The sequence below is a fragment of the Rhodoferax ferrireducens T118 genome, from assembly GCF_000013605.1.
Taxonomy (GTDB): domain Bacteria; phylum Pseudomonadota; class Gammaproteobacteria; order Burkholderiales; family Burkholderiaceae_C; genus Rhodoferax; species Rhodoferax ferrireducens.
Genome location: NC_007908.1, coordinates 2,169,353 through 2,194,989, shown reverse-complemented (window position 1 = coordinate 2,194,989; position 25,637 = coordinate 2,169,353). Strand labels below are relative to the sequence as shown.

Genomic DNA, 25,637 nt, shown 5'->3' with positions numbered 1-25,637 from the left:
TTTGCACAGCGGCTATTACACCGCCTTCACGACCTCAGCCGCCCGGCACCCGGCCAAAAAGGGCTTTATGCCGCCACGCTGGCGCCAGCAGCGCCCGATGGCCCGACCGGTTCACGGACATACCAACAAGGAGTAGAAAGGCAGAAACGAACGCTGCCTGACCACCGATAAGTATACGACAAATCAGGCTACAGCCCCCGTAAAATAGGCATGTATAGCTACTATAAATATAGCAAATGACAAGCGTCGCCGGGCCATCCAACCCGAATGCTATGCTGCACGCCCAAACACAGGAAGATTACCGATGCAAGAAGGAACGCGCCTGGCGGCTGTCGATTTGGGCTCCAACAGCTTTCGCCTTGAAATTGGACGGATTGAACACGGTCAGTTCTTCCGCACAGAATATTTGAAGGAAACCGTGCGCCAGGGCAACGGCCTGGATCCTGACCGAAATTTGACGCCTGAGGCGATGCAGCGTGGCTGGGATTGCCTGGCACGTTTTGGCGAACGTCTGGCTGGCTTTGGTGCGGCCGAGGTACGCGCCGTGGCGACACAAACCTTGCGCGAAGCGCGTAACCGGGTCGAGTTTTTGAAGCCCGCCAACAAGCTGCTGGGGTTCCAGATTGACGTCATCTCGGGCCGGGAAGAAGCCCGTCTGATCTACCAGGGCGTGGCCCAGGCGCTGCCGCACGGGGACGAGCGCCGTCTGGTGGTTGACATTGGCGGGCGCTCGACCGAGCTGATTCTGGGTCAGGGCCTGGAGCCCAGCCAGATGGAGTCGTACCGGGTTGGCAGCGTTGCCTGGTCGAGCCGCTATTTTGCCGACAACCAATTCACCAGGCGCGCCTTTGAAATGGCGGAAATTGCGGCCAAGGCGGTGCTGGACGAGGCGCTCAACACCTACCGGCGTGACGCCTGGGACGTGGCTTATGGCTCGGCGGGTACCGTGAACGCGGTTGCCGATGCGTTGGCCGCGGCGGGCTGGCCGACAGGCTACGTGAGCCGCGAAGGACTGGACTGGCTGCAAGACAAGTTGCTCAGCGCCCAAAGCGCTGATCGTCTTCGGCTGATGGGCATGCGGGAAGACCGGCGCGCCATCATCGGTGGAGGCTTGAGCGTTTTGCGGGCGGTTTTCGACTTGCTGGAAATCGATCAAATGCAGCAGACCACGGGCGGCCTGCGGCACGGACTGTTGTTTGACTTGATGGGCGCCACGCAAGACCAGTCCGATGTGCGCGAGCGCTCGGTACAACGGTTGGCCACCAAATTTGGAACCAATACGGCACATGGCCTGCGCGTTGGCAAAGTCGCCAGCCACTTGCTGGCGCAGCTTCAAGGCAGCGTTTTGAAGCCGCAAAGCCTGCCCGAGGACCCACTGGCTGAACGCATGCTGCGCAAGCTCGAATGGGCGGCCCGATTGCATGACATTGGCAGCCACATTTCCCACAGCGACTACCACAAACACGGCGCCTACATTCTGGACAATGCCGATGCCATGGGTTTTACCTTGCCCGAACTGCACAAGCTCAGCCTGCTGGTCTTGGGGCACCGGGGCAAGCTGCGAAAACTTGATGTGGACTTTGAAGACGAGCTGTTTGTCCAACAACTGCTGTGCTTGCGCCTGGCGGTCATTTTGTGCCACGCCCGTCGCGACCCCGACCTGGGCGGTTTGACACTGACGCGGACGGGCCGTGCCAACAGCTTCAGCCTCGACTGGCGGGCCGGCTGGGCCCAGGCTTTTCCCCAGTCGGCGCACCTGTTGCGCGAGGAAGTGCTGGCGTGGCAAAAAACACCTTGGTCATTGACCCTCAGCAACGGCTGAAGTCGGGGGTTTCGCGCACAGAGCGAAATTAGTGCCATAGTCACCTGCCTGTCACAGGACAAAACTATCCTCGGTTTTTCATTGACCGGGAGCGTCTTTCATGTTGAACCGTCGGGTTTTGGGTTTTGCCCCTGTTGCCGCTGCGTTGGCCGGGTGCGCTAGCGCTCAAAAGAAATGAGGGTGTATCCGTCTGAATGGACCCGGCGCAGTCTCTTGCGCGGCGCAGTGAGTCTGGCTGCGTGCACGGCGGCATCAGCCTGGCCGCAGTCAGGAAAATCTGCAGGCGCCCCGCGTATGCTAGTCGTGGCCCAGGTCGTGGACAACACACCAAGTCAGCTGGACGTGTCCAGGGACTTTCTGATTGGGTCCCGCGCTGCCTGGCAAGAGGTCAACAAAACAGGGGGCGTCAATGGACGCTCTATCCAGCACTTGGTCCTGGAGGTCGACGGCAGTTCCACCAGCCTGCGTGCAGCCCTTGAGACGATCAAGAAAACGGCCAATTGCGTGGTGCTTTCCGGTACAGCGGGTGACCGTGCCGCCAGCCAGCTCGTGGCATTGTTGAAGCAAGATCAGCACGACATTGCCCACGTTGCACCCTGGTTACAAAATTCTGATCTGGATGGGGACAATCGCACGTTTCCCATTTTTGCATCGCGTCAGGATCAAATCGCGCAAGCCATTAAATCGCTGTCCTTGATGGGCGTACCTGAGATGGGTGCCGTCTACGCGTCTGAGCAAGAGTACTCACTGTACCGCGACGATGTTGAGCGGGCGAGTGCTGCCTTGAAAATCAAGCTCATGTCTTTCAAACCAGGTGCAGGTCTGGCACAAGTTGGAAAAAGCCTGAACGCCGACACGCCCCGGATTCTGTTGTTTATGGGCGGCACACCGGAGCTCATGCAGTTTACCCAAAGCATTGACCAGCAGGCTCGGCAACGCTATCTGGTTGCGCTGGCTGATGTGAACCTGCAAACCCTGATGCAAATGGGTGCATCGCGCCATACACCCATCATGGCCACGCAGGTTGTCCCCATGGTCAACTCCCCGTCGCCCCTCGTGAAGTCCTACCGTCAGACGCTGGCTCGACTTTTTGATGAGCCGCCAACACCGCAAAGTTTGGCCGGTTATATCGCAGCACGCTACACAAGTGCAGTATTAGGCACCGTGGAAGGCGTCGTGACACGCCAGACTACCTTGCAGGCATTTCAACAGCGTCATGCGGTTGACCTGAGCGGGTTTCGTGTCAGCTTCAATACGCAGGGACGCGGCGGGTCCTACGTTACGCAAAGCATGCTTACCCCGGACGGTCGGCTTGTGGGCTGATGATTCTCAGCGAGTGCTGAAGTCGAGGGTATCGCGCACCAGCAGTCCCACGTTATGGGTCTTGGCGTCGTGCTTGGCCCGTGCCGCCTCCGACGCGACCTGCTCGGCATTGGCATACTCATCGCGCGCGACTTTGACGGCACCGATCGAGATGGTGGTCAAAGGGAAAAATCGGGGTACTCCAAAGCGATCTTCAGCTTCAATACCGCCAGCCGCACGCGCCGACGGATCAAACAGCTCCACCGCGCGCTTGGCAAATTCAGCGATGAATTGCTCGCATTGCACCCGCCAGTCATCACTCTGATACAGGATGATGAAGTCGTCGCCACCAACATGCCCGACAAAATCACGCCGTGGATCACAATGCGCCTGGGCGAGCCGGGCCACCAGACGAATCATTTCGTCGCCGCGCCAATAACCATATTGGTCGTTAAAGGGTTTGAAATTATTCAGATCGGCGTAGCAGGCAACAAAATCAACGCCACTGTTCAAGAGCCGCTCGATATGTTGACTGATCGGAATATTGCCCGGCAAAAAAGTCAGTGGGTTGGCATGGCGGGCCGCTTCAATGCGTGTCTCCGTGACTGAGCGAACCAGCTGATCGCCGGTGCCCAAGCCAGCATAGCGGCCGTTGTCCGTCACGACAAATCCATCGGCGAGGTAACGTTGGTCGTCCGACGTGAGAATGCCGATCAACTCGTCAACATTGTGGTCGCGCTCGATCAAGCGGGGCTCCAGATTGGCATGAACCAGGCACGGCTTGCGGCCCCATACCTCACGGTAATACAGCCTGCTGTATTCGTTCATAAAGCGTGAACGGTTGATGATCCCCACCGGGCGGGTGCCGTCAACAACTGCCGCGGCATGCAGCTTGGTGTGCGTCATAAACAGCGACGCCAATTCATCGTTGGTCGCATCCAAGCCGACAGCAGGCGCCTCCAGCACCAACAGGCGTTTTAAGGAGCCCGCGTTGGACGCCCGCCGCAACTCGGGGAACACGGCGACCCGACGGTCCTGCATCACGGCCATTGCCGGCTCTTCAATCTGCTCCCGCGGCAGTGCGGCCGGGCGCCCCAGAAGATAACCTTGGCCATAAGAAATGCCGAGATCGCGCAGAACGCGCAAGTCGTCCTCGGTCTCAATGCCTTCGGCGACCAGGGCGGTATCAAAGATGGCGGCAATTTGTTGCAAAGCCTGAATCGTCTTGACTTTGTCGGCGTGCAGGCTGAGGTCCTTGGTAAAGTATTTGTCGATCTTCACGATCTCGGGCTTGAGTTGCGACCACAGGCGCAGACTCGAGCGACCATCGCCAAAATCGTCCAGTGCGATGGAGACGCCGATCGCACGCAGCTCGCCCACGACGCTGGCGAAATAATCCATGTCGGTCACCCGCTCATACTCGGTGATCTCCAGCACCAAGCGGCGTGGCAAAACACCCAAGCCGCTGACCATCTCGATCAGGGCATCACGCCCGCATTGTTTCAAGACCTGAACCAGCACCTGCGCGCTGATATTGACAAACAGTCGCCCATTTTGAAGCAGCGTGCCCCACTGATCCAGTGCGGCAATGACACACAGGGTTTCAAACTCGAAGTTCAGCCTCTCATGTGCCGCTGCTGCCAACAACATATCGGGCGTATGCAATGAGGTGCCTTGTGGCCCGCGAATCAGGGCCTCATGGGAATAAATGGCACCACCCTCCAGCGACACAATGGGCTGATAGACCGGGTACAGCCCGGTGCCGCGCATCAGGTCAGCCAGCGGCCCGCAACCACGCCGCACGGCATAGGAGCGCGTCACCATCAGCATCGACCTGGCACTGCCGATCGGCCTGTCGCGCGTATCAGCTGAATTAAAGTTAATGGCAGGCCGCGCCGTCGCTGCGCCCGCTTGAACCATGTTCAATAGCATTGCTTTCTTTCAAAAAACAGGAATGGTTTCAGCGTGGCAAGCTGCCGCCCCCCTCAGCGAAGGGCCAGGGCAAGCGCCGGCAATCGAAACTGCCCGGCCATATCCCGCAAATCGCCAGCCTGCGCCTGCAAGCTTTGGGCAGCGGCCGCCGACTGCTCGACGACGGCCGCGTTTTGCTGGGTCATTTGATCGAGACGACTCAGAGCCGTATTGATACTCGCCATGCCGGCGCTTTGCTCACGGGTGCCGGTGCTGATGTCGCCAATCACCTGCACCACCCGCGCCACGGCATCATCGATGGCGCTCATGGTGTCACGCGCCTGGCGTACATTGAGCGTACCCAGTTTTGCCTTGTCCACCGAGACGCCGATCAAGGACCTGATTTCCTGCGCTGCCACGGCGCTGCGGTTGGCCAGCGCGCGGACTTCGGCGGCCACCACCGCAAAGCCGCGCCCGTGCTCACCGGCGCGAGCAGCCTCAACGGCGGCATTGAGCGCCAGGATGTTGGTCTGGAAAGCGATGCCGTCGATGACTGCCGTGATCTGCGCAATCTGGTGCGACGACTGGCTGATGTCGCTCATGGTCTGCATCACTTCGGTCATGGCCTTTCGGCCGGCTGTTGCCTCCACAGCTGCCGATCTGGCCAGTGCTTCGCCGCGCGAGGCTGCCGCCAGGGACTGATGCAGGGTCGCCGCGATCTGCTCCACCGCAGCGGCGGTCTGCTGCAGAAAGGAGGCGGCCAGTTCGGTTCGGCTGGAGAAGTCAAGATTGCCAGTTGCGATCTGCGTGGCGCCCTCGGCCACACCGTGACTGGCGCCCTGAACTTCAGACACCAAGGTGTGCAGAGACGACTGCATTCGGCTCAGTGCGGCCAGCAGGCGGCCGCCTTCATCGCGATCGTGTCCGTCGATGGGGTCACTCAGGTCCAGCGCCGCCACCCGGTCAGCGGCATCCACCGCCTGATGGATGGGCCGGGTGATGGCCCGCACAAGCCACGCCGACAGCAGGCCGCCCAGCAACAGGGCCCCACAGCCAAAGAGAACCAAACCCCATTGCGCTGACCGGCTCAAACCAGCTATTTCAACGACAGAAGCATCGATCCTGGCCTGCCGGGAATCCCGCAGCCGGGCAACGGCTTCCAGCAAGGCCTGCGCAGCCGGGGAAAAACGCTTGGCATACACCTGTTCAATGTTGGCCGTCACACCGCCATCGCGGGCGAGCGTCAATTCTTGCCGCGCCCGCAAAAATTCGCGATTGGCCTGCAGCATGTGCCCAAGCATCAATTGATCATCGGGACTGCTCAGCCGAGAGCCCAATTGACGCAGCAACTCGTCCACTACAGTGGAAGTCTGGTTGATCTCCGGGGTCAACACATCAGCGACTTGGGGTTCCGAACTCAGTGCGAAGGCCTTGGAGCGCGCCACATTGAGCGCGAGATGCCGGTACAAATCCACCGCCAGACGCTCGGTAGCCATGGCGTCATCGACCATGCGGCTGGTCTCGTTGGCCACTCGCTGCAAAGACCAGACCCCCAGCGCCGAGCCCAACAGGGCGACCGCCAGAACCAGCGACAGCACGACCCGTATTTGCCGCGAAAATGACCACGCGCCATTGAATTTTGAAAGTACTGTGCTCATGGTCATGGCTCGCATCACGCGCCCAGAAAATGCTTGCGGTAGCGCGGCGGCAAGTCGTTGATGCGCATCAGCATGGGGAGGTCGGCCGTGTTGAAATCCGGGTCCCAGGCGGGCGCCCCCAGAATCTTGGCGCCCAGTCGCAAATAGCCCTTGATCAAGGCCGGCGGCTCGACGCTCAGGCTGTGGTACAGCCGATCCACGGGCAGCGCCAGGCGCGGATGCACCTGGTGTTCGATCGGTGCCAGATGCGTTGCCTTGAGTTGATGCCAGATGCTGGCGGCCACATCACCGCTAACGATGCCGTTATGCAGCATCGGAATGCTGGCGCAGCCAATCATGGTATCGAGCTTGTTGCGCACCATGAACTCGGCCAGCGCGCCCCACAAGGCCATGATCACGCCGCCGTGACGATAGTCTGGATGCACGCAGCTTCGCCCCAGCTCCACCATGCGCTCACGCAGGCTGCGCAGGCGGGTGAGGTCAAACTCAAGGTCGCTGTAGGTGCTGCCGACGCGCCGGGCCTGGGCCGGCGTGAGCAGGCGGTAGGTTCCCACCACCTCCAGGGTCGATTCGTCGCGCACCAGCAGATGCTCACAATAGTTGTCGAACAAATCCACATCGTGGCCGGGTACGGTCGTATCCAGCCGGGCCCCCATTTCCCGGGCGAAAACCGCAAACCTCAAGCGCTGCGCTTGCCGCACTTCGTCCGCGTGTTGGGCCCATGAAACCACGAGGCCGGCGCGTTCGACAGGCGCGACTGGTCGTGGATTCGATACAACCAGAGGCGCGTGAGGCCGGTGAAACAGGCTCCGGGGCAAAGATAGCGGCGACAAAGGAAAGGTGGGGCTGGGTAGCTCTCTCATGACTTGCTCCTTTAAAGAATGGGACAAACCCGAATTGCATCGTGGTGAACCCGATGTTGGCGGCCTGGCGTGACAACACGATGGCAACTTCATGGCAGTTGCGTGACAGGATTTGCGCTCGCAGTTACGCCTGCTGGCGCCTGATCGCCAGCCATGGCGAGGTGGTGGCGGCCGTAACAATTCAATCCATGGTGTTTGGCAACAGTGGCGGCCCCGCTGGCGCCAGATGCCTGCGCATCACGACATCAGAAAAACCATTTTTTCATGTCAACGGTTGATCGTCGTCCAATGCCATCGGTACTCTCCGAGAGCCAGGCCGTGGCGCGCTCACGCCCCTGACCGCACAGCAGCTCGAGAAACGGCGCGTGCGCCAGCAGCTTGGTTTCGGTGCGCTGCAGGCTGACCAGCTCACTGGCGTCAATCATGTGAAACCGCATCTTCTGCAAGCGTCGCTCCAGCCTGCCCCAGGTCATAAATGTCGGGCTGGAAAATTCAGCCGCATGAACGAACATCCGCATCTCGCGCATGAAGTTGGCACTGAACGCCAGTTCGGCGATGCGCGACTCGATCTCATCCACTGTGTTCGGTGTGCCTTCGCGTTTCAGCGGACTCAGCAGCACCAGCAACACATCGCGCGAATCGCAGTCGTAAAACAGCGGGAATACCGCCGGATTGGCCGCGTAGCCACCGTCCCAATACGGCTCGCCATCGATTTCCACCGAATGATGTATCTTGGGCAGGCAGGCGGAGGCGAGCATCACGTCGACGCTGAGTTCTCGCTCGCGAAACACGCGCAGCTTGCCGGTATTGGCCTGCGTGGTGCCGACGAACAACTTGAACGGACTGCGCGCGCGCAACTGCTCAAAGTCGACCAGCCGATTGAGCAGATCGCGCAAGGGGTTCAGATCAAAAGGGTTGAGCTGTGCTGGCGAGAAGTAGCCGGCCCAGTTCACCAGCAACTTGCTGGCTGGCGACAGGCTGATCGCCTCGCCCTCACCCTGGGTCATCAAGCCCCAGGGCATCTGCTTGCCAACTTCGGTCCAGAAGTCCGACAGACCCTGGCGAGCGCCATCGCGCCCGCCCTTCATCCAGCCGTCGGCAAAGACCACCGCGTTCATGGCCCCGGCGCTGCTGCCGCTCAGGCCCTCGAACTCAATGCGCGGGTCTTCCAGCAGCGCGTCCAGAACGCCCCAGGTGAAGGCACCGTGCGCACCACCGCCCTGAAGCGCGAGGTTGAGCGGGCCGGGCGACGGTTGCACCAAGCGCTTGAGCCAGGCAAGGCCCGACGGCCTGGTGACGCCTGGGTGCGCGGGTGTTGCTGCGCTGTCAATCAAACGAACTCCTTCGCGGTGTGAGAACCGCCCTACCTGTGCGAATCAGTATAGGATTTTTCTGTGTCACCGTGCACACACTGGCCGAACAGCCCTGGGCCTTTCGTCAAGCGGTCGATCGTGCACAAGGTTGCACAAGGCCACGCCCGCGTTGTCGATCAATACCAGTCCTGTAGCGCCTGTGCATGGTGTTGCGCCCGGGTCTCATGGCCTGGAAGCCAAAGTGGGTGACCGCACGCAGCGCGCGACAAAAAGTCCAATAGCAACTGGTGCTGGCGGAGCACCCGCTGTTGGCGGTGCTCGATCAGGGGATTAAAAATGCCGTGCCGCGAAAACAGCTGGCGTGGATTCTTCTTCACCCAAAGCCAGGAACCCATCTCCAGCGTGAGCGGCAGAAATATGTTTTTGGCTTGCGCACATGACTGTTGGTACAAATGGTCCCACAAATCCCCATGCGCAAGGTACTGCAAGCTTTGCGGTTCAATAATGTACCGGTGATGGCTGTTCGACTGCACAAAAATGCTCTTGAGGGCATGCATCTCTGCCAGGTGGGTGATGGGCACCCGGGTATGGGCATAAGGAAACCAGATGCGGTCGCTGGCACCAAAACCCGAATGACAATCCACGCTCAGGCTGAAGCTGCGGGGCAACAACTCAGTTTTCACCACATCGGTCACGGCCTGATTCTCAATTTCCATTGCCTGGCCTTTGAGACCGCGGTACCAGGGCAAGCCAGCGCTCAAGCGCTGGCCGCCGACCAAAAATGGCACCGGCTCTTGCGCCTCAACCGGCGCGTTTCTCATCAAGTCCACTCCGTTGGGGTTGGCCCGGGTGCCAAGCGCCATGCCGCCGGGGTTGACAATCGGCATAAAGACCAGGCGAACCGATTCAAGTTGCCGGTGCAAGGTGCTGTCCCATTGCAGACGCATGACCAAGCTTTGCAGATACGAAATCACCACGCCGGTGCCAATGCGCTCCAGGCCATGAACACCACCAAAATAACCCACCGCCGGCACGTCGGGCGCTGGATTGCCCAATGCGATGACATGAACCGGATAGGAGCCCCCGCCTGGCAAATTGACGCTACAGACCACGCGTGTTTCGAGCCAAGCCGCACCCAATTCAATGATGCGCTCCAACGCAAGCAATTCTGGCAGCCTGGTCTGCGTCACAGTTGCCGATGGAATGAGAGTTGAAGGACGATCGTCATGAACGGTGAGCTTAGCGTCGAATCCGTCGCGCGTGCAACGCTTGTCTGTATAGGCGTCGTTATTTGACACTGACACAAGGCTGTCATAAGGCCGGTGTAATTTGGCTCCTGCCAACTTCAAAACGCCTGCCAGCGTCTGCCCCATGTTTAACAAAAGAACCTTCTTTCGCGTCATGGCCATCCCGGCCTGTATTGCCTATGGTGTGCTCGAATTCCTTGCTTTGCAACGCTCACGTCTGATGAGTCGTCGCACCTATTCCTAGACGCCACTGCCTGGGTCAGGAATGGAGGCCAAAGACGCATAATGAACAAATTGGCTTGCATCTTATGAAACCAAATAGTCTCCCGCAGGGTCCACAAGAAATTGAGCTCAAGCTGGCCTTGCCAGGCTCTGATCCCTCGCACCTGGCACAGCAGCTGGCTCAGATACCCTTGCTGGCGCGGCGCCAGGCGACCCGCCTGCACCTGCACAATGTTTACTACGATACGCCGACGCAGGTATTGCGACAGGCGCGTATCGCATTGCGAATACGGCGTGTTGGCAGCGATGCAAAACCGCAATGGCTACAGACCCTCAAAATGGGGGGGCTTGGTGACTCGGCGCTGAGCCAGCGTGGTGAATGGGAAGTGAGCGTGCCGGATGCCAGGCTCGACTTGCAGGCGCTCCAGGCGACCCCCTGGAGCGATATCGATCCTGATGGAAGCGTGTTTCAGTCCCTGGTGCCAAGTTTCTCAACGGTCTTCGACCGAACAATCTGGCTCATTCGAAAACACGACGGCAGCGTGGTCGAGGTCGCGCTGGACCTTGGGCAAATAGAAGCCAATCACTTGAATTCACCAATTTGCGAATTGGAGCTTGAATTGCTCGCAGGCTCACCCCTTGCCCTGTTTGACATCGCCCGACAAATTGCGAAGACAACTGCCGTATTGCCAGCCAATGCCAGCAAGGCCGAGCGTGGCTACACCCTGGCCGACGGCTGCCTGGACAAGCCACTGCGCGCCCAGCCCCCCAGTCTGACACCCAAGCTCTCATTACACGAGACGACGCGGCGAGTATTGCGTGAGATGTTCTGCCAGTTCACCACCAACCTTGGCCTGCTATGCAACTCTGACAACCCCGAGGTGGTGCACCAGGCCCGGGTCGGCTGGCGACGCTTTAAAAGTGCTTTGCGACTTTTCAAGGTAAGCCTCCCAGGCAACGCGACGCCATCGTGGCAAGCGCTACGGCCGCTATTAAATCTTCTAGGTGACGTGCGCAATTTCGACGTAGCCTGCACCGAAACGCTGCCCCCGCTCGGCGCCGCCTATGCCGCCGGAGACAGCCAACGGGCACAAACCTGGCACACGATGGAGCAGGCCCTGACCCAGGCCGCCATGCGCCAGCGCGAACTCGCGCGCGAGGCGCTCCAGCGGCCCGCGGTCGGCGCAAGCCTGCTTGAAATCACGCAATGGCTCGAAGGATGGTCAACTTTGAAGGCGCCGGACGAAGTCGCGCTTGAACCCAAAGAACCCCTGCGGGGCTGGGCCAGGCGTCGAATCAAGCGCCTGCATGATCAGCTGCAGCTCGCCCTGCGTGACACCAGCGACCCGGACAGTCAGCACCATGCTCGCATCATTGCCAAGCGAATGCGCTACGGCATCGAAGCATTGCAGCCGCTGCTACCCAAAAAGCGCTCGCAACGCTGGCATGAACAGGCGACCGAGCTTCAATTGAGTATTGGCGCAGCACGCGATGTCAGTCTGGCCATCACCCTGGTTGCCAAGCTAAAAATAGAACCCGGCGTGCTTGATTTCTTGCGTGGCGTCGCGGTCGGCAGACAAACGTGAGCTCATTTAACTCTTAAGTGCTGCTGATTGCGCCAGGCCACCCAACTATTTGAGGGAGGCAGACAGTCCTGGAAACACCAGGACCACCGTCCGCCAGCCGCTGCACTTTCACTTCATGTGGCCAATTTCCTGGAACCTGGCCACATGCGCAGCAAGGTGTTGTCGCGCTGGACGTAGTGATGGAATAAGGCTGCCGCCGCATGGCCACCGATCAGGAAGTAGCCGGCGGTCCCCACGAACTCATGGATTTCCTTGAGCTGGCCCGCCAACGCCTTGTCTGGCCCGATCAGCGCCGGGAGCGCCAAACCAAAAAATGGAATGGGTTTGCCGGCCGCACTCAGCATGAGCCAGCCCAGCAGCGGCATGCCAATCATGATGGCGTACAGCACCAGGTGGGCCAGTTTGCCGGCCATCGCTTGCCACTGAGGCAGGGCGGCTTGCGGGCGCGGCGCGGGGTAGATCGCGCGCATTGCCAGGCGCAGCCAAACCAGGGCAAACATGAGAAGACCCAGCATGAAGTGCAGGCTTTTCAAGGCCTCACGGGGCACGCTGCCCTTGTCAAAAAGCTCGCGCAAATTGATGCTGGCATACACGCCGATAAACAAGGCAAGCATCAGCCAATGCAGCGATATTGACGCCAAGTGATATCGATCCATTGTTTTTCTAAAAGTCATAAACCAACTCCTAATGTTGAAGAAGTCGGGATCCTAAAAATCCCTGCTTAAGGCCTCCTTAAATTTCAGCCATTTCAGGCGATTTGCTTACCTCTTGTCACCGTTGTTGCATCGCTCGCAATCCTTGACCATCTTTGAGCAAGGTACGTCGCCCCTCATCAAGAAAGGCATTCAAGGACGCGGGGTGGTTAAGAGATTCCATTAACCCAGGGCGAATGTTTCGCCTGGGTTCTGGTTTTGCATTGCCCGCCCTCGTGAGGCCAGCTTGCGCAATGTTTGGCTATGACCAATTTGTTGCATTTGCCCGTGGGTAACAGGTGAGGGAAGTGTAGACCGGGGCGCCCAGCAGGAGATTGCGTAGTTTTCGTAAAAATCAAGTTTTTAGATATTGACTGCTTGTAAATTAAATTAATTTGGAATAATCTGCCTGCATATTCGGAATATGAGGCAAAACATGAAACTGGATCGCTACGACCAACACATACTTGAAGTGCTGCAGCAAGACGGGCGCATCAATAACCAGGACCTGGCCGACCGCATCGGCCTGTCCCCCTCACCCTGCCTGCGCCGGGTGCGTGCGCTGGAGGAATCCGGCCTGATCGTGGGCTACCGGGCGGTGCTGGACGCCAAAAAACTGGGCCTGACGCTGCTGGCGCTGATCAACGTCTCCATGGACCTGCACACGCCCGAGCGCTTTGCCAATTTTGAGGCGACCGTGTGCGCATTGCCGGAGGTGCTGGACTGCCTGCTGATCACCGGGCAGGATGCCGACTACCAGCTCAAGGTGGCCGTGCGCGACATGGATCACTACCAATCTTTGCTGCTTGACCAGCTCACCCGCATTGAGGGCGTGACCGGTGTGCACTCCAGCTTCGTGCTGCGCAAAGTGGTGAGTAAAACGGAGCTGGCAGTGGCGCCACCACGATAGAACCTAAGATAGGGCCGGTATTAAAAATCGAACTCGGGACGTCTGATGGATGGGTCAAGAGAAGAAGTCCATGACACTCACATCAAAACTTGTGATGCGCCGACCATGAAACAAACCAAGGTGCAAGCCTGGAGTCCCACGCCACGCCACCGCTCTCTGCACTCAACTGTCTATGGGGCTTGCCCGCAGGGCTTCTACCGCCAGGCGCAGGTCGGCGCTCCACGCACGCCGTCCACGCTCTTGGGCTGATTGCTGCTCGCCAAAGATCAAGGTCGCGCACAGCGGCGGCGCGGTCAGCATGCGCCACATGGAGCCCATTAGCGTGTCGTTATTGATGTAGCACGGCGCCAGGCTGTGCGCGGCACTGGCGGCATCCGAAAACCGCAGCGCCACGGGTTGCACCGGCGCATTGGCAGCAATGGCGGCTTGCACTAGGTTGGCATGAAATGGCAGCACACCAACGCCGTCACTGCTGGTGCCTTCTGGAAACACCACGATCGAGTCACCGGCATGCAGGCTATCTGCCATCTGCTGCACCACACGCAAAGCGTCACGCCGGGACTCGCGCTCGATGAACAAGGTGCCGACAGCCGCAGCCAGAGTTCCGATCAGGGGCCAGCGCCCAACATCGGCTTTGGCGACAAAGCGGCAATGGCAGACCGCATAAATCACATAAATATCGAGCCACGAGATGTGGTTACACACCAGCAACAAGGGGCCACGCTTTGGCGGTCTGCCAACTACTACCAATTTAATAGCTAGCAGCGCAAGAAGGGCGAGGGCCCAAGCCCTGATTCGTTCTTGCTTTTGGGGAGTCGTCAGTCCTGGAAACACCAGGACCACCGTCCACCAGCCGCGCACCAGATGCAGCAGCACACATGCCAGCTTCCAACTGGCACGAACCCTGGGAGCGATCGGTTTCATCAAACCGAAACAACACACGCTCAAAGTGTGGGCAGGCCGCTGAGGTAGCCGATGGCGGCGCTCTTCTTGTTGTTCCAGTTCGCATTGATCAGCGGATCAGCACCGACCTTGACAACAGAGTGGATCGCCGTCCAGTCGCCCGCGTGCTGGAAGTTGCTCATGATGTAAGAGAAACCGTTGAGCTTGTCCACCGCCTGCAGGCCGGTCGACTCCGCACCGGCAGGCACCGACAAAATGCGCGACAGTTTCTTGGTGTCCACGTTGTAGGCCCACAGGAAGTTATTGACGTGCATGCCCGAGTCTTCGCCGATGTACAGCGTGCGCAGTTTTTCGGAAAATTTGAGGTTGTCCGGATTGGCCACTTTGTCGACGTTGGCGGTGTTGCCCACGGCATCGGGTGCGACCAAGTCTTCACCCACCAGTGCGAGAACAGCAGCCATGACGGTGGGCACCCAGTCACTGCCGATGGCCGTGCCCGCCTTGTCCTTCTGGCCTGCCGACAGCTTGAGTTCGTAGGTGGCACCGGCCGAGATGGCGCCCGCTTGAATGTCACCTGCCGTATCCGACATGCTTTTCTGGATGTACGAGATGGCGATGTACGCCACTTTGTCCTTGCGGTTGAGCGCAACCCCCTCCATCTTGGTGAATTCCATTGAGCCACCCATCACAGCGGCATAGCGATGGGATTCCAGGAAGGCCGCAGCTTTTTCCTGGCCGACGGTGAACTTGACCCATTCGGTCGCGCCGTTGAAGGCGATCTTGGTGTAGCTCGCATCCAGCGGATCTGTCTTCTTGACGGTGACGATGTCGCTGGCCTTGAGCGTGTCTGCCAGGGTCTTGATTTCAGCGCTGGTGGCGCTGCCCAGCTTGATCCAGGTGAGCGTGGCGGCACCGCCCGCGGTGGCCGAGGTCTGGGTCCATTTGGCGACGTACAGACTGCCGGCACTCAGGTCTTTTTCCTTGTCGGCGAGGAACATGAACAGACCGGTGTTGGTGCCGTCATCACCCATCAGCACGGTCTTGTTGTCAGGGCAGACTTCGACCAGTTCGCGCGCGATGCGGCCAAGGCAATAGTGCTTGACGATGGAGGCCGTGCCATCGGGGTTGACCGTGACTTCCGGCACGTGGCCGTAGTGGTAGGGGTTGGCGGCGGTGGTGCTGCCGTACAGGTTCTTGCTGAACTCCTGGAACATGGTGTTGCTGGCGATGTTCGCGGCGTCAGGCTCGTATTCTTCGCTGGAGAGGTGAGTGTTCCAGGGCGACAGGCTGGAGGCGCAGGTGATCCACAGGCCGTTGGCCGGCTTGGTGTCCACGTTGAAATGCTTGACGGCCTTCAGCGCGCCCGTCGTCTTGTCCTGGTCCAGGGTGGTGATGGAAATGGGCGATGGCAACTTTCCGTACATGCTGACGCCAGCGTTGTTCAACGTTTTGTACTCGTACTGCGTCACCAGGAACAGCGTGTTGCCCGTGACGCCCGCAACGGCCGGGTTGGGCAGGGAAATCAGGGAGTTGCCGTCCGGACAATCGGAGTAGAACGGCTCAGACGTGGTGCCCGACGTGTCCATGATGGGGTTGCCGTTGATGTCGTAGTAAGCGCCCGCAATCACGTTGGCGCTGCCGTTCTTGAGCGTGTCGCCGGTCTTGAACAGGGTGTTGTAGGTCAATGCCTGGGTCTTCGTGCTGGCATCGGAATAGCTGATCTTGACACTGGCGCTGGTGAAAGTGGCAGCGCGTTGTACATCGGTCATGGTGGCAGTCATGCCGATGAACTCCACACCCGTGGGGGCAACGGCTGTTGCGGCATCGCTGCCACCACAGGCGCTCAGACCCAAGCTTCCCAGCCCCAACGTGGCAACGCCACCGAGCGCGCCTTTGAGCACTTGGCGGCGCTGCAGGTGAGTCGATCCTGGCGCAATGCGCTCAGGCTTGCCGGATGCGGTGTTGGTGAGTGAAAAATTTGACTTCATGGAGACTCCTCGGGTTGAAAAGCCATCAGCATAAAAATCAATCATGACAGGATGACGGCGGTTTTATGACAGTGCCGTGAAACACCGCGAACCATGGCGATGACACGTGTGTGTGTCCAGGCAAACCCGTCCAATTGAACCTGCAACTTGACGAATTTGTATCAAACAATATAAACTGTATAAATCGTTTTTTAAAGGACAGTTCACCATGGTCACAACAAACAAAAAAATCGTTTCTGCCAAATCTGCAAAAACAGCCGCACCAGCAGTGGTTCGCGCCAAGGTCACGCCAGCGCCGGTAGCGCCGGCCACCATGGCAAAAGTTGCGCCCAAACGCAGCGCCAAGCCAATTGCCAAACCAATTGCCATGCCTAAGACTGAAAAGCCCGCCAAGGTGAAAAAATCGAAACTGGTACGCGACAGCTTTACCATCCCCAAGGCTGAATACACCGTGCTCGACGACCTGAAGCAACGCGCTGGCAAGCTGGCCCATGCCGTCAAGAAAAGTGAATTGCTCCGCGCCGGCATCAAGGCTCTGGCTGCCATGTCAGACGGGGCCTTTCTGGCCGCGCTGAAGGCCGTGCCAGCCATCAAGACCGGGCGCCCCAACAAAGATTGAACCGGCGCGAACTTCTGCCGGACCGCATCTGAAAATGCCGCGCTGGTGGATTCGCTAAATGACCTCGGGCGACTGCACCGCGACGACCACAGTCTGGGACAGTGCTTCGCGCTGGCGATTGCGCAGCCACCAGACCGCCCCTTTTTTGACCGCGCATTCGGGCGCGCTTAAACCGAGCAACTGGGCGATGGTTTGGCCCAACGTAGGTTGATGACCCACCACCAGCACGGTGCCTTTTGCAAGCGGCCACTGAACCAGCGCCAGCAACTGGTCGGCACTGGCGGCCGGCGCCAGTTCTTCTCGCAACTTGTATTTGCGTCCCAGTGCCTGCGCAGTTTGCTCACAACGGCGTGCCGGGCTCACAAAAATACGCGTCCCTTCGGGCAACTGACGGTCGAGCCAGTTCGCCATGCGTGCGGCCTGTTTTTCGCCGCGCGAAGTGAGTGAACGGGCCATGTCGTCACAACCCTCCAGCCATTCCTGCGCCTCCGCGTGACGCCATAAGATCAGGTCCATATCAGCCTGCGCGCCTGTCGTCCTGTCCGGCGTAGCGCGCCATCAGGGCAGCTTGTGCACCATGCGCCAGGCGTGGATGCTCGCACTTGACGCGCGCATAGGTGCCGTCCGGCAGCAAGTCCCACGCGTCCACACCGTCGTGCAAATAGGCCACCAACTCTTCATCAACAATGCGCTGGCGTTGCGCCGGGTCCGTGACTGGCCAGGCCAGTTCTACCCGGCGCAGCATGTTGCGATTCATCCAGTCGGCGCTGGACAGGTAAAGCTCTTCCACGTCATCAAGGCGAAAGTAGAAGACCCGCGAGTGCTCCAGAAACCGGCCAATGACGGAGCGGACCCGGATGTTGTCGGTGACACCCGGCACCTGGGCTGGCAGCATGCAGGCACCGCGCACGATCAGGTCAATCCTGGCACCCTTCTGCCCGGCCTGAATCAATGCGTAGATGAGTGCTTCATCCGTCAAGGCATTCATCTTGGCAACGATGCGAGCGACCCCACCGGACGCGGCCACAGCACCCAATTTATTGATTTTCTCGAGCAGCTTGCGTTGCAGATAAAACGGCGCCAACAATACCCGCTTGAGTTTGGGCAGCAGACTGTGGCTGGCCAAATGAACAAACACATGTTCAACATCGGCCGTGAGCACCGTGTCGGCCGTAAGGTGGCCCCAATCGGTGTACAGGCGCGCCGTGCGAGGGTTGTAGTTGCCGGTCGACAGGTGCGCGTAACGCACCAGCTTTTTGCCTTCACGGCGGGTGATCAGCATCATCTTGGCATGGGTTTTAAGCCCCACCACGCCGTACAGAACCTGCGCACCAATGGATTCAAGCATCTCGGACCAGTTGATGTTGGCCTCCTCGTCGAACCGAGCCTTGAGTTCCACCACCACGGTGACTTCTTTGCCACGCCGCACCGCCTCGCGCAGCAAATCCATCAACTCTGAGTCAACGCCTGTGCGATAGATCGTCTGTTTGATCGCCAGCACCTGCGGGTCATTCACGGCTTCACGTAAAAATGCCAGGACACCGCCAAAACTCTCAAACGGCTGGTGAATCAAGACGTCGCCCAGCTTGAGTTGCTCAAAAAACGATACGCCCGGTGTCAACTGCGTCGGATAACAGGACTGGTAGATGGGAAAACACAGTTTCGGCAACGGCACCAGATCGATCAACTGCGTCAATCGAACCAGATTGACCGGTCCGGGCACGCGGTACAAGGCCTGCTCCGGCAAATTGAACTGCTCGCGCAGAAACGCTGACAAGTACTCTGAGCACCCAGCGGACACTTCCAGCCGCACCGCTTGGCCAAATTGACGGGATTCCAGGCCCTGGCGCAAGGCTGTGCGCAAATTCCTGACGTCATCTTCATCCACGGCAAGATCGGAATGGCGCGTCACCCGGAACTGTGAGAACTGCCCGACATCACGCCCCGGGAACAACTCGGCCAGATGTCCCCGAATCACGCTGGAAAGGGAGACGAAGTGGTATGTTTTACCCGAGATTTTTTCCGGCATGCGGATCATGCGCGGTAAAACACGCGGCACCTTCACGATGGCAATCTCGTTCTCTCGGCCAAACGCGTCGTGGCCACCCAGGCGCACGATGAAATTGAGCGATTTATTGGCCACTTGCGGAAACGGATGCGAAGGGTCCAACCCGACCGGAATCAGCAAAGGGCGCACCTCGCGCTCGAAGAACTGCTTGACCCAGCGCCGCTGGGCCTCGTTACGCTCACCATGGGAGACCACCTTGATGCCCTGCGCCTCCAGTGTCGGCATCACGTGATTGTTGTACAGCGCATACTGGCTCGCGACCAAGGTGTGTGCGGTCATGGCAAGCCGCTCAAACGACGCCACCGTATAGTTTCCCTTGGCGTCCTGACGCTGGTTGGCCACCAGATGAGGCTCCGCCCGAACCTCAAAAAACTCATCCAGATTGGAAGACACAATGCACAGATAGCGCAGCCGCTCCAGCGGTGGAACGTCTTTGCGCCGGGCCCAATCCAGCACCCGCTCGTTGAACGCAAAAATGCTGTGATCGCGATCAAGAAGCGTCACCGCTGCAGTGGCCGGCATCAATTTTGGCTGACGAAAGAATGAAGACATGATGCCCCAAGGCTCGTTTATATGACTGATTGTTGACCGTATTGGTGACAATCGTGTGACAGCAGCTTACTCCGCACCCAGCTCAACTGGCGCAACGCGTCAAACCAGGTCCGTCGACGATGAAGCGCACACCGAGCCGACTCCTTTATTGATAGACTCCGACCGACATGATGAATGCAGCCCGCCAGCACCGCACGCGCCAATGGATTTTGGCGACGAGCGTCTTTGTTTTCAGCGCGGTGGCCATCGCTGTTTTAATCTGGCGCTGGGAACAGCAGACACTTATAGAAGTCCGCGCGCGAGCAGCTGATCTGACCGCAGATCACGCACACACCCTGCAACGCGATATCGAGCGGGCCTTGTCTGCAACCTATGCAATTGCCGCGCTGGTTCGCCAGGGCCAGGGAAACATCGCTGATTTCGAAGCGGTCGCCACTGAAATGCTGCCGTTTTATCCGGGCGTTGCCGCATTGGGAATGGCTCCCGACGGCATTATTCGAAACGTGGTGCCTCTTGCTGGCAATGAAAAAAGTATTGGCTTTAACCAGTTGAAGGACAACACCCAGAACCAAGAGGCGCTCATGGCCCGTGACACCGGCAGGCTGACACTGGCGGGACCCCTCAAGCTTGCGCAAGGTGGCCTGGGAGTTGTGGGGCGTCTGCCCGTCTTTCTGAACGATGCGCAGGGACACAAGGTGTTTTGGGGCTTCACTTACGTAACCTTGCGGTTTCCGGATGCTCTGGCCTCTGCCCGCCTGCCTCTTTTGACGCAACGCGGTTATGCCTACGAGCTTTGGCGCACCGCACCGGACACCGGCGAGCGACAAAGCATTGAGGCGTCTGGAAACGGTGTGCTCGATGCACCGGTAGAGCGCACGCTGGAACTGCCCAACGGCCAGTGGACACTGAGTGTCGCGCCGATCAACGGCTGGGGCCAATCAGACCGTCTCGGGTTCGAGGCCACCATCAACTTTTTTCTCAGCCTGTTGATGGCCTATCTCGCCTGGTTACTGTATGAGATGAGGGTGCGTGACCAGGGATTGGAAGTGCAGGTGAACGAGCGCACGGCTGAAATTCTGGCGACGCAGCGACAGCTTCAAGCCACGCTGGGCGCGATTCCGGACCCGCTGCTTGAGTTGGGACTGGACGGGCGCTGTTACAACGCACACTCGTCCCGGACTGACTCACTGCCATGGCCGACCGAGGACCTGATCGGCAGAACGATCATGGAATTGCTGCCGCCGCAGGCCTGCCAGATCGTGCTGGCGGCCTTGCAGGAAGCCAAAGAAAAAGAATGTTCAATCGGCAAACAAATCAAAGTGCCGCTTGACAATGGCATGCACTGGTTTGAAATGTCGGTGACGCGAAAATCAGCGTTGCCTGGCGAAGAACCCCTCTTTTTGGTTTTATGCCGCGACATCACCGAAAGCAAGCAGGCAGAGAGAAAAATCCAGTTGCTGGCACATTTTGATTCACTCACAGGCCTGCCCAATCGGGTGTTGTTGACCGACCGCTGCAACCTGGCACTTAGCGCCGCGCAGCGCAATGGCACACCGCTGGCGCTGTTGCTCCTGGACCTGGATCATTTCAAGAACGTCAACGACTCGCTCGGACACCGGGTAGGCGACGAAGTGCTGATTGCGCTAGCGGGTCGGCTCAAAGGCGCCGTGCGTGAGCAGGACACAGTTTGCCGTCTGGGTGGTGATGAGTTCATTTTGGTACTTCCCGAAACAAATGCTGCGGGTGCTGCACATATCGCCGAAATGTTGCTGCAATCGGCATTGGTGGCATTTGAGCTCGAACCGCATGAGTTGACGGTGACACCCAGCATCGGGATTGCCTTGTTTCCTGGCGATGGCTCGGACTTCGACACGCTGTCACGTTGCGCCGATGCCGCGATGTACCGCGCTAAAAAAGACGGGCGCAACAACTACCGCTTCTTCACGGCAGAAATGCAGGCTCGCTCTGAACGCACCCTGACGCTGGAAAATGCGCTGCGCCGTGCTTTGGAGCGCAATCAGCTGCAGTTGCACTACCAGCCGCAAATTTCGCTGGCGAGTGGCCGTGTCGTTGGCGCAGAAGCCTTGCTGCGATGGAGTCACCCCGAACTGGGGGCTGTGCCGCCGGCTGAATTCATTCCCGTGGCCGAGACCTGCGGACTGATTTTGCCCATCGGCGAATGGGTCCTGCGTACCTCCGTGCAGCAGCTCAAGGCATGGATTGACGCCGGGATGCTGCCCATTGCTCTCTCTGTCAATCTGTCATCGGTGCAGTTCCGCCATGCCGACCTACCTGAACTGGTAACCAGCATTCTGAATGAAGCCCAGTTGCCCGCCCATTTGCTGGAACTCGAACTGACCGAAAACGTTGCCATGACCGACCCGCTGGGGGCCATTGCCGTCATGAACAATTTGCACGAGCGCGGCGTACGCATGTCGATTGATGACTTTGGCACGGGTTACTCGTCGCTGAGCTACCTGAAAAAGTTTCGGGTCTACAAAATCAAGATCGATCAGTCTTTTGTGCGTGACATCACCGAAGACTCCGACGACAAGGCGATTGTGGGCGCCATCATCAGCATGGCGACAAGCCTGGGCATGCAAACCATTGCCGAAGGGGTAGAAACCGAGGGGCAGCTTGAATTTTTGAAGGCCAAGGGCTGCACCGAAGTGCAAGGCTACTATTTCAGCCGACCGCTGCCGGTTGAACAGTTTGAGGCGTTCATGGGGACAAAATCATCTTCAAACCAGCCGTTTGTTCCCGCTCAGTCCGCAATTGACATAAGGCTCTGAATCAACGACCTGGCTTATCGCTGTGCGACACATCAAAGCCATCGGCCACGTAGGCTGGGCCTTTCATGAGCCAGACAATGACACAGCCGATGGTGACAGTCACCACCAGCGCCCAGATAAAGATCACCAAACCAATCATCACAAAATCAAACAGTTGAATGCGTCGCGCCAGTTCGGCCGCGCTGCCGTCGACGATCAAAAAACGGGCAGCCAGCGACATGAGGGCAGGCAACAGCGTACCCGCCAGACACGCCGTCGGCATCAAGCGCAGCAGGCGCCACTCAAGTCCATAGGGCGTCTGCTGAAATCCAGGCAATTTTCGAAGCCAGTTCATGCGCAGGATTTTAAAAGAATAGCCAATATTCTGCTGCTATCCACGCGCACAGCATCCTGACCAGGAAGCTCAACTGCTTGCCATTAACGAAGCCACTTCTGCAAAAATTGAGCCTGCCCCATGGCCGGGTCAAGTTGGTAGTTGGCAAATCCAACGCGGTGATAAAGTTTAATGGCGCCCGCGTTGCCGTGCAGCACTTCGAGCGTGAGTTTGCAGGCACCCCGCTCACGCGCTATTTTCTCAGCCAGAGCCAGCATCTTTTCGGCCACACGCTGCCCCCGGTACGCAGGCAACACGGCCACATCGTGTACGTTGACCAAAGGCTGACAGGCAAAGGTCGAGAAGCCTTCAATGCAATTCACAAACCCGACAGGAAGACCACCGCCAAGACCGCCCACATCATCAAACGCCAGCACACTGAAGGCCTGCGGGCGCGCTGCGAGTGCCGGGATGAGATTGACTTTGGCGAATTCACTCAGGGGCTCGGCACCCCCCATCGGATCCTGGGCATAGGCGTCCAGCAAGCTCACCAGTGCTTGCGCATGCACGGGGTTGGCGTAATCAGCGCGACAAACGCGCAGGGAAGTGTTGGGCGCCATGGTCATACCGAGAGGGTGTTGGCAATCCGCTCGGCGCACGCCCTGGCCTGGACGGCATCACGCGCCTCCACCATCACGCGCACCAAGGGCTCTGTGCCACTGGCACGAATCAGCAATCGGCCCGCGGCACCCAGTTCTGTCTCCACCGCCCGAGATTCGCTGGCCAGGTTGGCGCTGACTTGCCAGTCCTGGCCGGGCTGCAAGCGGACATTGATCAGCGTCTGCGGAAACAGTGTTACTTCAGCGAGCAACTCAGCCAACTTCTTCCCGCTGCGTACGCAGGCTTGCAACACCTGCAGAGCCGAGATTAGCCCATCGCCGGTGGTATGTTTGTCCAGCGCCAGCAAGTGGCCAGAGCCTTCTCCGCCAAGCAGCCACTTGTGCTTTTCAAGCTCTTCCAGCACATAACGATCCCCCACCTTGGCGCGCACAAACTGCACCCCACGGGCTCGAAGCGCCACCTCCACGGCCATATTGGTCATCAAGGTACCCACCACACCCGGTACCGGTTCATCGCGTCCCAGTCGCTCGTCCACCAACAGATATAACAGCTCATCTCCGTTGTACAGACGACCCGCATGGTCAACCAACTGCAGACGATCAGCATCGCCATCGAGCGCCACACCAAAATCAGCTTGGTGCGCCTTGACGGCTTCAATCAAGGCCTGCGGATGTGTGGCTCCCACCTCGTGGTTGATGTTTAAACCGTCGGGCGAACAGCCAATGGCGACGACTTCTGCCCCCAATTCGTGAAACACCTTGGGCGCCACCTGGTAGGCCGCACCGTGCGCAGCATCCACCACGATTTTGAGCCCCTTGAGCGTGAGGTCGTTGGCAAATGTACTTTTGCAAAATTCAATGTAGCGGCCTGCGGCATCATCGAGTCGCCGCGTCTTGCCCAGGCTGGCGGAATCAGCCCATACCGGTGGCTCATCCAGCGCAGCCTCCACGTCATGCTCCCAAACGTCTGGCAGTTTGCTGCCCTGAGCACTGAAAAACTTAATGCCATTGTCGGCAAAGGGGTTGTGGCTGGCGCTGATGACCACGCCCAGCGAGGCTCGCTGAGCGCGCGTGAGGTAGGCCACGCCCGGTGTCGGCAAGGGACCCAGCAACACGACATCGACACCGGCAGAATTGAAACCACTCTCCAGCGCGCTCTCCAGCATGTAGCCCGAGATGCGGGTGTCCTTGCCAATTAGCACGGTCGGACGCGCTTCTGATTTTTTGAGCACGCGACCCACCGCGTGGGCCAGACGCAACACAAAATCAGGGGTGATGGGCGCTTGCCCAACCGTGCCGCGAATACCATCCGTGCCAAAATATTTTCTAGTCATTGATCTACTCTTGCCTATCTGTTAAATGAAATCGACGCCAACTATCTTATAGCGCCGAGCACCTTGAGAGCCTGCACGGTTTCCCGCACGTCATGCACACGGACAATGGCTGCGCCACGCTCCACGGCCAACAACGCAGCGGCCACACTGGGCACCAGGCGCTCATGAACATCCAGTGTCGCCGCGGCGGCCAGCGGGGTGGCTGTGATCGCTGCCAATGATGATTTTCGCGACCAACCGACCAGCAGCGGATAACCCGCACCCAGCAGCTCACCCTGCCGTGCCAGTAGCGCAAAATTCTGTGCCACGGTCTTGCCAAAGCCAATGCCGGGGTCAATAACGATACGATTCTTTTCTACCCCTAGCCCATGCAACGATTGGGCCAAATGCTCCAAAAATAATAGCACCTGCGGCACCACGTCCCCCTCCATGGGGGCCATCTGCATCGTCAAGGGTTCACGGTGCATGTGCATCAGACAGACGCCACAACTGGGGTGTTTTGCCACCACTTGCATGGCGTTCAAGGCAGCGGGTGCGGGGTTGGCACAGGGCTCAGTCCAACGCAGAGCCCAAATGTCGTTGATGATGTCAGCGCCAAGGTCCAGCACGGCTTGCATGACCCTTGGCTTGTAGGTATCGACCGATACCGGCACACCCAAGCGAACCGCTTCACGCACCACAGGCAGCACCCGCGCCAACTCCTCATCCAGTGGCAAGGACAAAGCGCCGGGACGGGTCGACTCCCCCCCGATATCCAGAATGTCAGCCCCCTCTTTGAGCAGCGTCTCACAGTGCCGCAGAGCCGCTGCGGTGGATGCGTGCTGACCACCGTCCGAGAACGAATCGGGTGTGATATTGACAATGCCCATCACCTGGGGGCGGCTGAGGTCAATCAGGAATCGGGCCGTGTTCCATTTCATGC

Annotated in this window: 21 protein-coding genes; 7 read left to right on the top strand and 14 right to left on the bottom strand. The window is 59.0% G+C overall.

Going from position 1 to position 25,637, the window contains the following annotated elements:
* Positions 1–304: 304 nt before the first annotated feature.
* Both RFER_RS10270 and RFER_RS10265 read left to right on the top strand, forming a co-directional pair.
* Entirely contained in the window at positions 305–1,822 is a 1,518-nt protein-coding gene (locus RFER_RS10270; protein ID WP_011464325.1) for a Ppx/GppA phosphatase family protein, read from the top strand.
* A 294-nt stretch (positions 1,823–2,116) separates the two neighbouring features.
* Positions 2,117–3,145, top strand: coding sequence for an ABC transporter substrate-binding protein (locus RFER_RS10265; RefSeq protein ID WP_244095850.1), 1,029 nt, complete (start codon positions 2,117–2,119; stop codon positions 3,143–3,145).
* A 6-nt stretch (positions 3,146–3,151) separates the two neighbouring features.
* On the opposite strand, the gene RFER_RS10260 is transcribed toward RFER_RS10265, so the two are convergent.
* The 3 genes from RFER_RS10260 to RFER_RS10250 all read right to left on the bottom strand — a co-directional run bounded on the left by RFER_RS10260 (position 3,152) and on the right by RFER_RS10250 (position 7,556).
* Complete coding sequence (locus tag RFER_RS10260; RefSeq protein WP_011464323.1) at positions 3,152–4,948, bottom strand: EAL domain-containing protein; 1,797 nt, start codon at positions 4,946–4,948, stop codon at positions 3,152–3,154.
* Positions 4,949–5,109: 161 nt separating this feature from the next.
* Positions 5,110–6,693, bottom strand: a complete 1,584-nt coding sequence (locus RFER_RS10255; RefSeq protein ID WP_041791924.1) for a methyl-accepting chemotaxis protein — start codon at positions 6,691–6,693, stop codon at positions 5,110–5,112.
* Between the two features lie 14 nt (positions 6,694–6,707).
* Positions 6,708–7,556 (bottom strand): GNAT family N-acetyltransferase, encoded by an 849-nt coding sequence (locus RFER_RS10250; RefSeq protein WP_011464321.1) that lies wholly within the window; start codon positions 7,554–7,556, stop codon positions 6,708–6,710.
* A gap of 44 nt (positions 7,557–7,600) precedes the next feature.
* Here RFER_RS10250 and RFER_RS10245 point away from each other — a divergent pair, with 44 nt between their 5' ends.
* Complete coding sequence (locus RFER_RS10245; RefSeq protein WP_166485703.1) at positions 7,601–7,834, top strand: hypothetical protein; 234 nt, start codon at positions 7,601–7,603, stop codon at positions 7,832–7,834.
* Here the strand turns inward: RFER_RS10245 and RFER_RS10240 are convergent.
* Together RFER_RS10240 and RFER_RS10235 are read right to left on the bottom strand one after the other, a co-directional pair.
* Positions 7,802–8,890 (bottom strand): patatin-like phospholipase family protein, encoded by a 1,089-nt coding sequence (locus RFER_RS10240; protein WP_011464319.1) that lies wholly within the window; start codon positions 8,888–8,890, stop codon positions 7,802–7,804. The genes RFER_RS10245 and RFER_RS10240 overlap by 33 nt on opposite strands.
* A gap of 155 nt (positions 8,891–9,045) precedes the next feature.
* Positions 9,046–10,059: a M14 family zinc carboxypeptidase gene (locus tag RFER_RS10235; protein ID WP_049765641.1), complete on the bottom strand. Its 1,014-nt coding sequence runs from the start codon at positions 10,057–10,059 to the stop codon at positions 9,046–9,048.
* A 365-nt stretch (positions 10,060–10,424) separates the two neighbouring features.
* Between RFER_RS10235 and RFER_RS10230 the strand changes: the two genes are divergently transcribed.
* Positions 10,425–11,924: a CYTH and CHAD domain-containing protein gene (locus RFER_RS10230; RefSeq protein ID WP_011464317.1), complete on the top strand. Its 1,500-nt coding sequence runs from the start codon at positions 10,425–10,427 to the stop codon at positions 11,922–11,924.
* A 113-nt stretch (positions 11,925–12,037) separates the two neighbouring features.
* On the opposite strand, the gene RFER_RS10225 is transcribed toward RFER_RS10230, so the two are convergent.
* On the bottom strand, positions 12,038–12,598 hold the full coding sequence (locus RFER_RS10225) for a cytochrome b (protein ID WP_011464316.1): 561 nt from the start codon (positions 12,596–12,598) through the stop codon (positions 12,038–12,040).
* Positions 12,599–13,052: 454 nt separating this feature from the next.
* On the opposite strand from RFER_RS10225, the gene RFER_RS10220 reads away from it, so the two are divergent.
* The gene (locus tag RFER_RS10220; RefSeq protein ID WP_011464315.1) at positions 13,053–13,526 is read left to right on the top strand and encodes an Lrp/AsnC family transcriptional regulator; all 474 of its coding nucleotides are present in this window, start codon (positions 13,053–13,055) and stop codon (positions 13,524–13,526) included.
* 162 nt (positions 13,527–13,688) lie between these two features.
* On the opposite strand, the gene RFER_RS10215 is transcribed toward RFER_RS10220, so the two are convergent.
* Together RFER_RS10215 and RFER_RS10210 are read right to left on the bottom strand one after the other, a co-directional pair.
* Positions 13,689–14,450, bottom strand: coding sequence for a lysophospholipid acyltransferase family protein (locus RFER_RS10215; protein WP_011464314.1), 762 nt, complete (start codon positions 14,448–14,450; stop codon positions 13,689–13,691).
* A 20-nt stretch (positions 14,451–14,470) separates the two neighbouring features.
* Complete coding sequence (locus RFER_RS10210) at positions 14,471–16,417, bottom strand: PhoX family protein (RefSeq protein ID WP_011464313.1); 1,947 nt, start codon at positions 16,415–16,417, stop codon at positions 14,471–14,473.
* A gap of 208 nt (positions 16,418–16,625) precedes the next feature.
* On the opposite strand from RFER_RS10210, the gene RFER_RS24575 reads away from it, so the two are divergent.
* Positions 16,626–17,036: a hypothetical protein gene (locus RFER_RS24575; protein ID WP_011464312.1), complete on the top strand. Its 411-nt coding sequence runs from the start codon at positions 16,626–16,628 to the stop codon at positions 17,034–17,036.
* 54 nt (positions 17,037–17,090) lie between these two features.
* On the opposite strand, the gene sixA is transcribed toward RFER_RS24575, so the two are convergent.
* Positions 17,091–17,552, bottom strand: a complete 462-nt coding sequence (gene sixA / locus RFER_RS10200; protein ID WP_011464311.1) for a phosphohistidine phosphatase SixA — start codon at positions 17,550–17,552, stop codon at positions 17,091–17,093.
* A 1-nt stretch (position 17,553) separates the two neighbouring features.
* A complete protein-coding gene (ppk1, locus tag RFER_RS10195; protein WP_011464310.1) occupies positions 17,554–19,656 on the bottom strand; it encodes a polyphosphate kinase 1 in 2,103 nt (700 codons plus the stop codon).
* A gap of 170 nt (positions 19,657–19,826) precedes the next feature.
* Here ppk1 and RFER_RS10190 point away from each other — a divergent pair, with 170 nt between their 5' ends.
* Positions 19,827–22,448, top strand: a complete 2,622-nt coding sequence (locus RFER_RS10190) for a bifunctional diguanylate cyclase/phosphodiesterase (protein WP_166485702.1) — start codon at positions 19,827–19,829, stop codon at positions 22,446–22,448.
* Between the two features lies 1 nt (position 22,449).
* On the opposite strand, the gene RFER_RS10185 is transcribed toward RFER_RS10190, so the two are convergent.
* The 4 genes from RFER_RS10185 to folP form a co-directional block, all read right to left on the bottom strand.
* Entirely contained in the window at positions 22,450–22,782 is a 333-nt protein-coding gene (locus tag RFER_RS10185) for a hypothetical protein (RefSeq protein ID WP_011464308.1), read from the bottom strand.
* Positions 22,783–22,865: 83 nt separating this feature from the next.
* A complete protein-coding gene (locus RFER_RS10180) occupies positions 22,866–23,387 on the bottom strand; it encodes a GNAT family N-acetyltransferase (RefSeq protein ID WP_011464307.1) in 522 nt (173 codons plus the stop codon).
* Entirely contained in the window at positions 23,384–24,715 is a 1,332-nt protein-coding gene (gene glmM, locus RFER_RS10175) for a phosphoglucosamine mutase (protein ID WP_011464306.1), read from the bottom strand. The genes RFER_RS10180 and glmM overlap by 4 nt, the downstream gene beginning before the upstream one ends.
* A gap of 41 nt (positions 24,716–24,756) precedes the next feature.
* Positions 24,757–25,635, bottom strand: a complete 879-nt coding sequence (gene folP / locus RFER_RS10170; RefSeq protein ID WP_011464305.1) for a dihydropteroate synthase — start codon at positions 25,633–25,635, stop codon at positions 24,757–24,759.
* Positions 25,636–25,637: the final 2 nt, after the last annotated feature.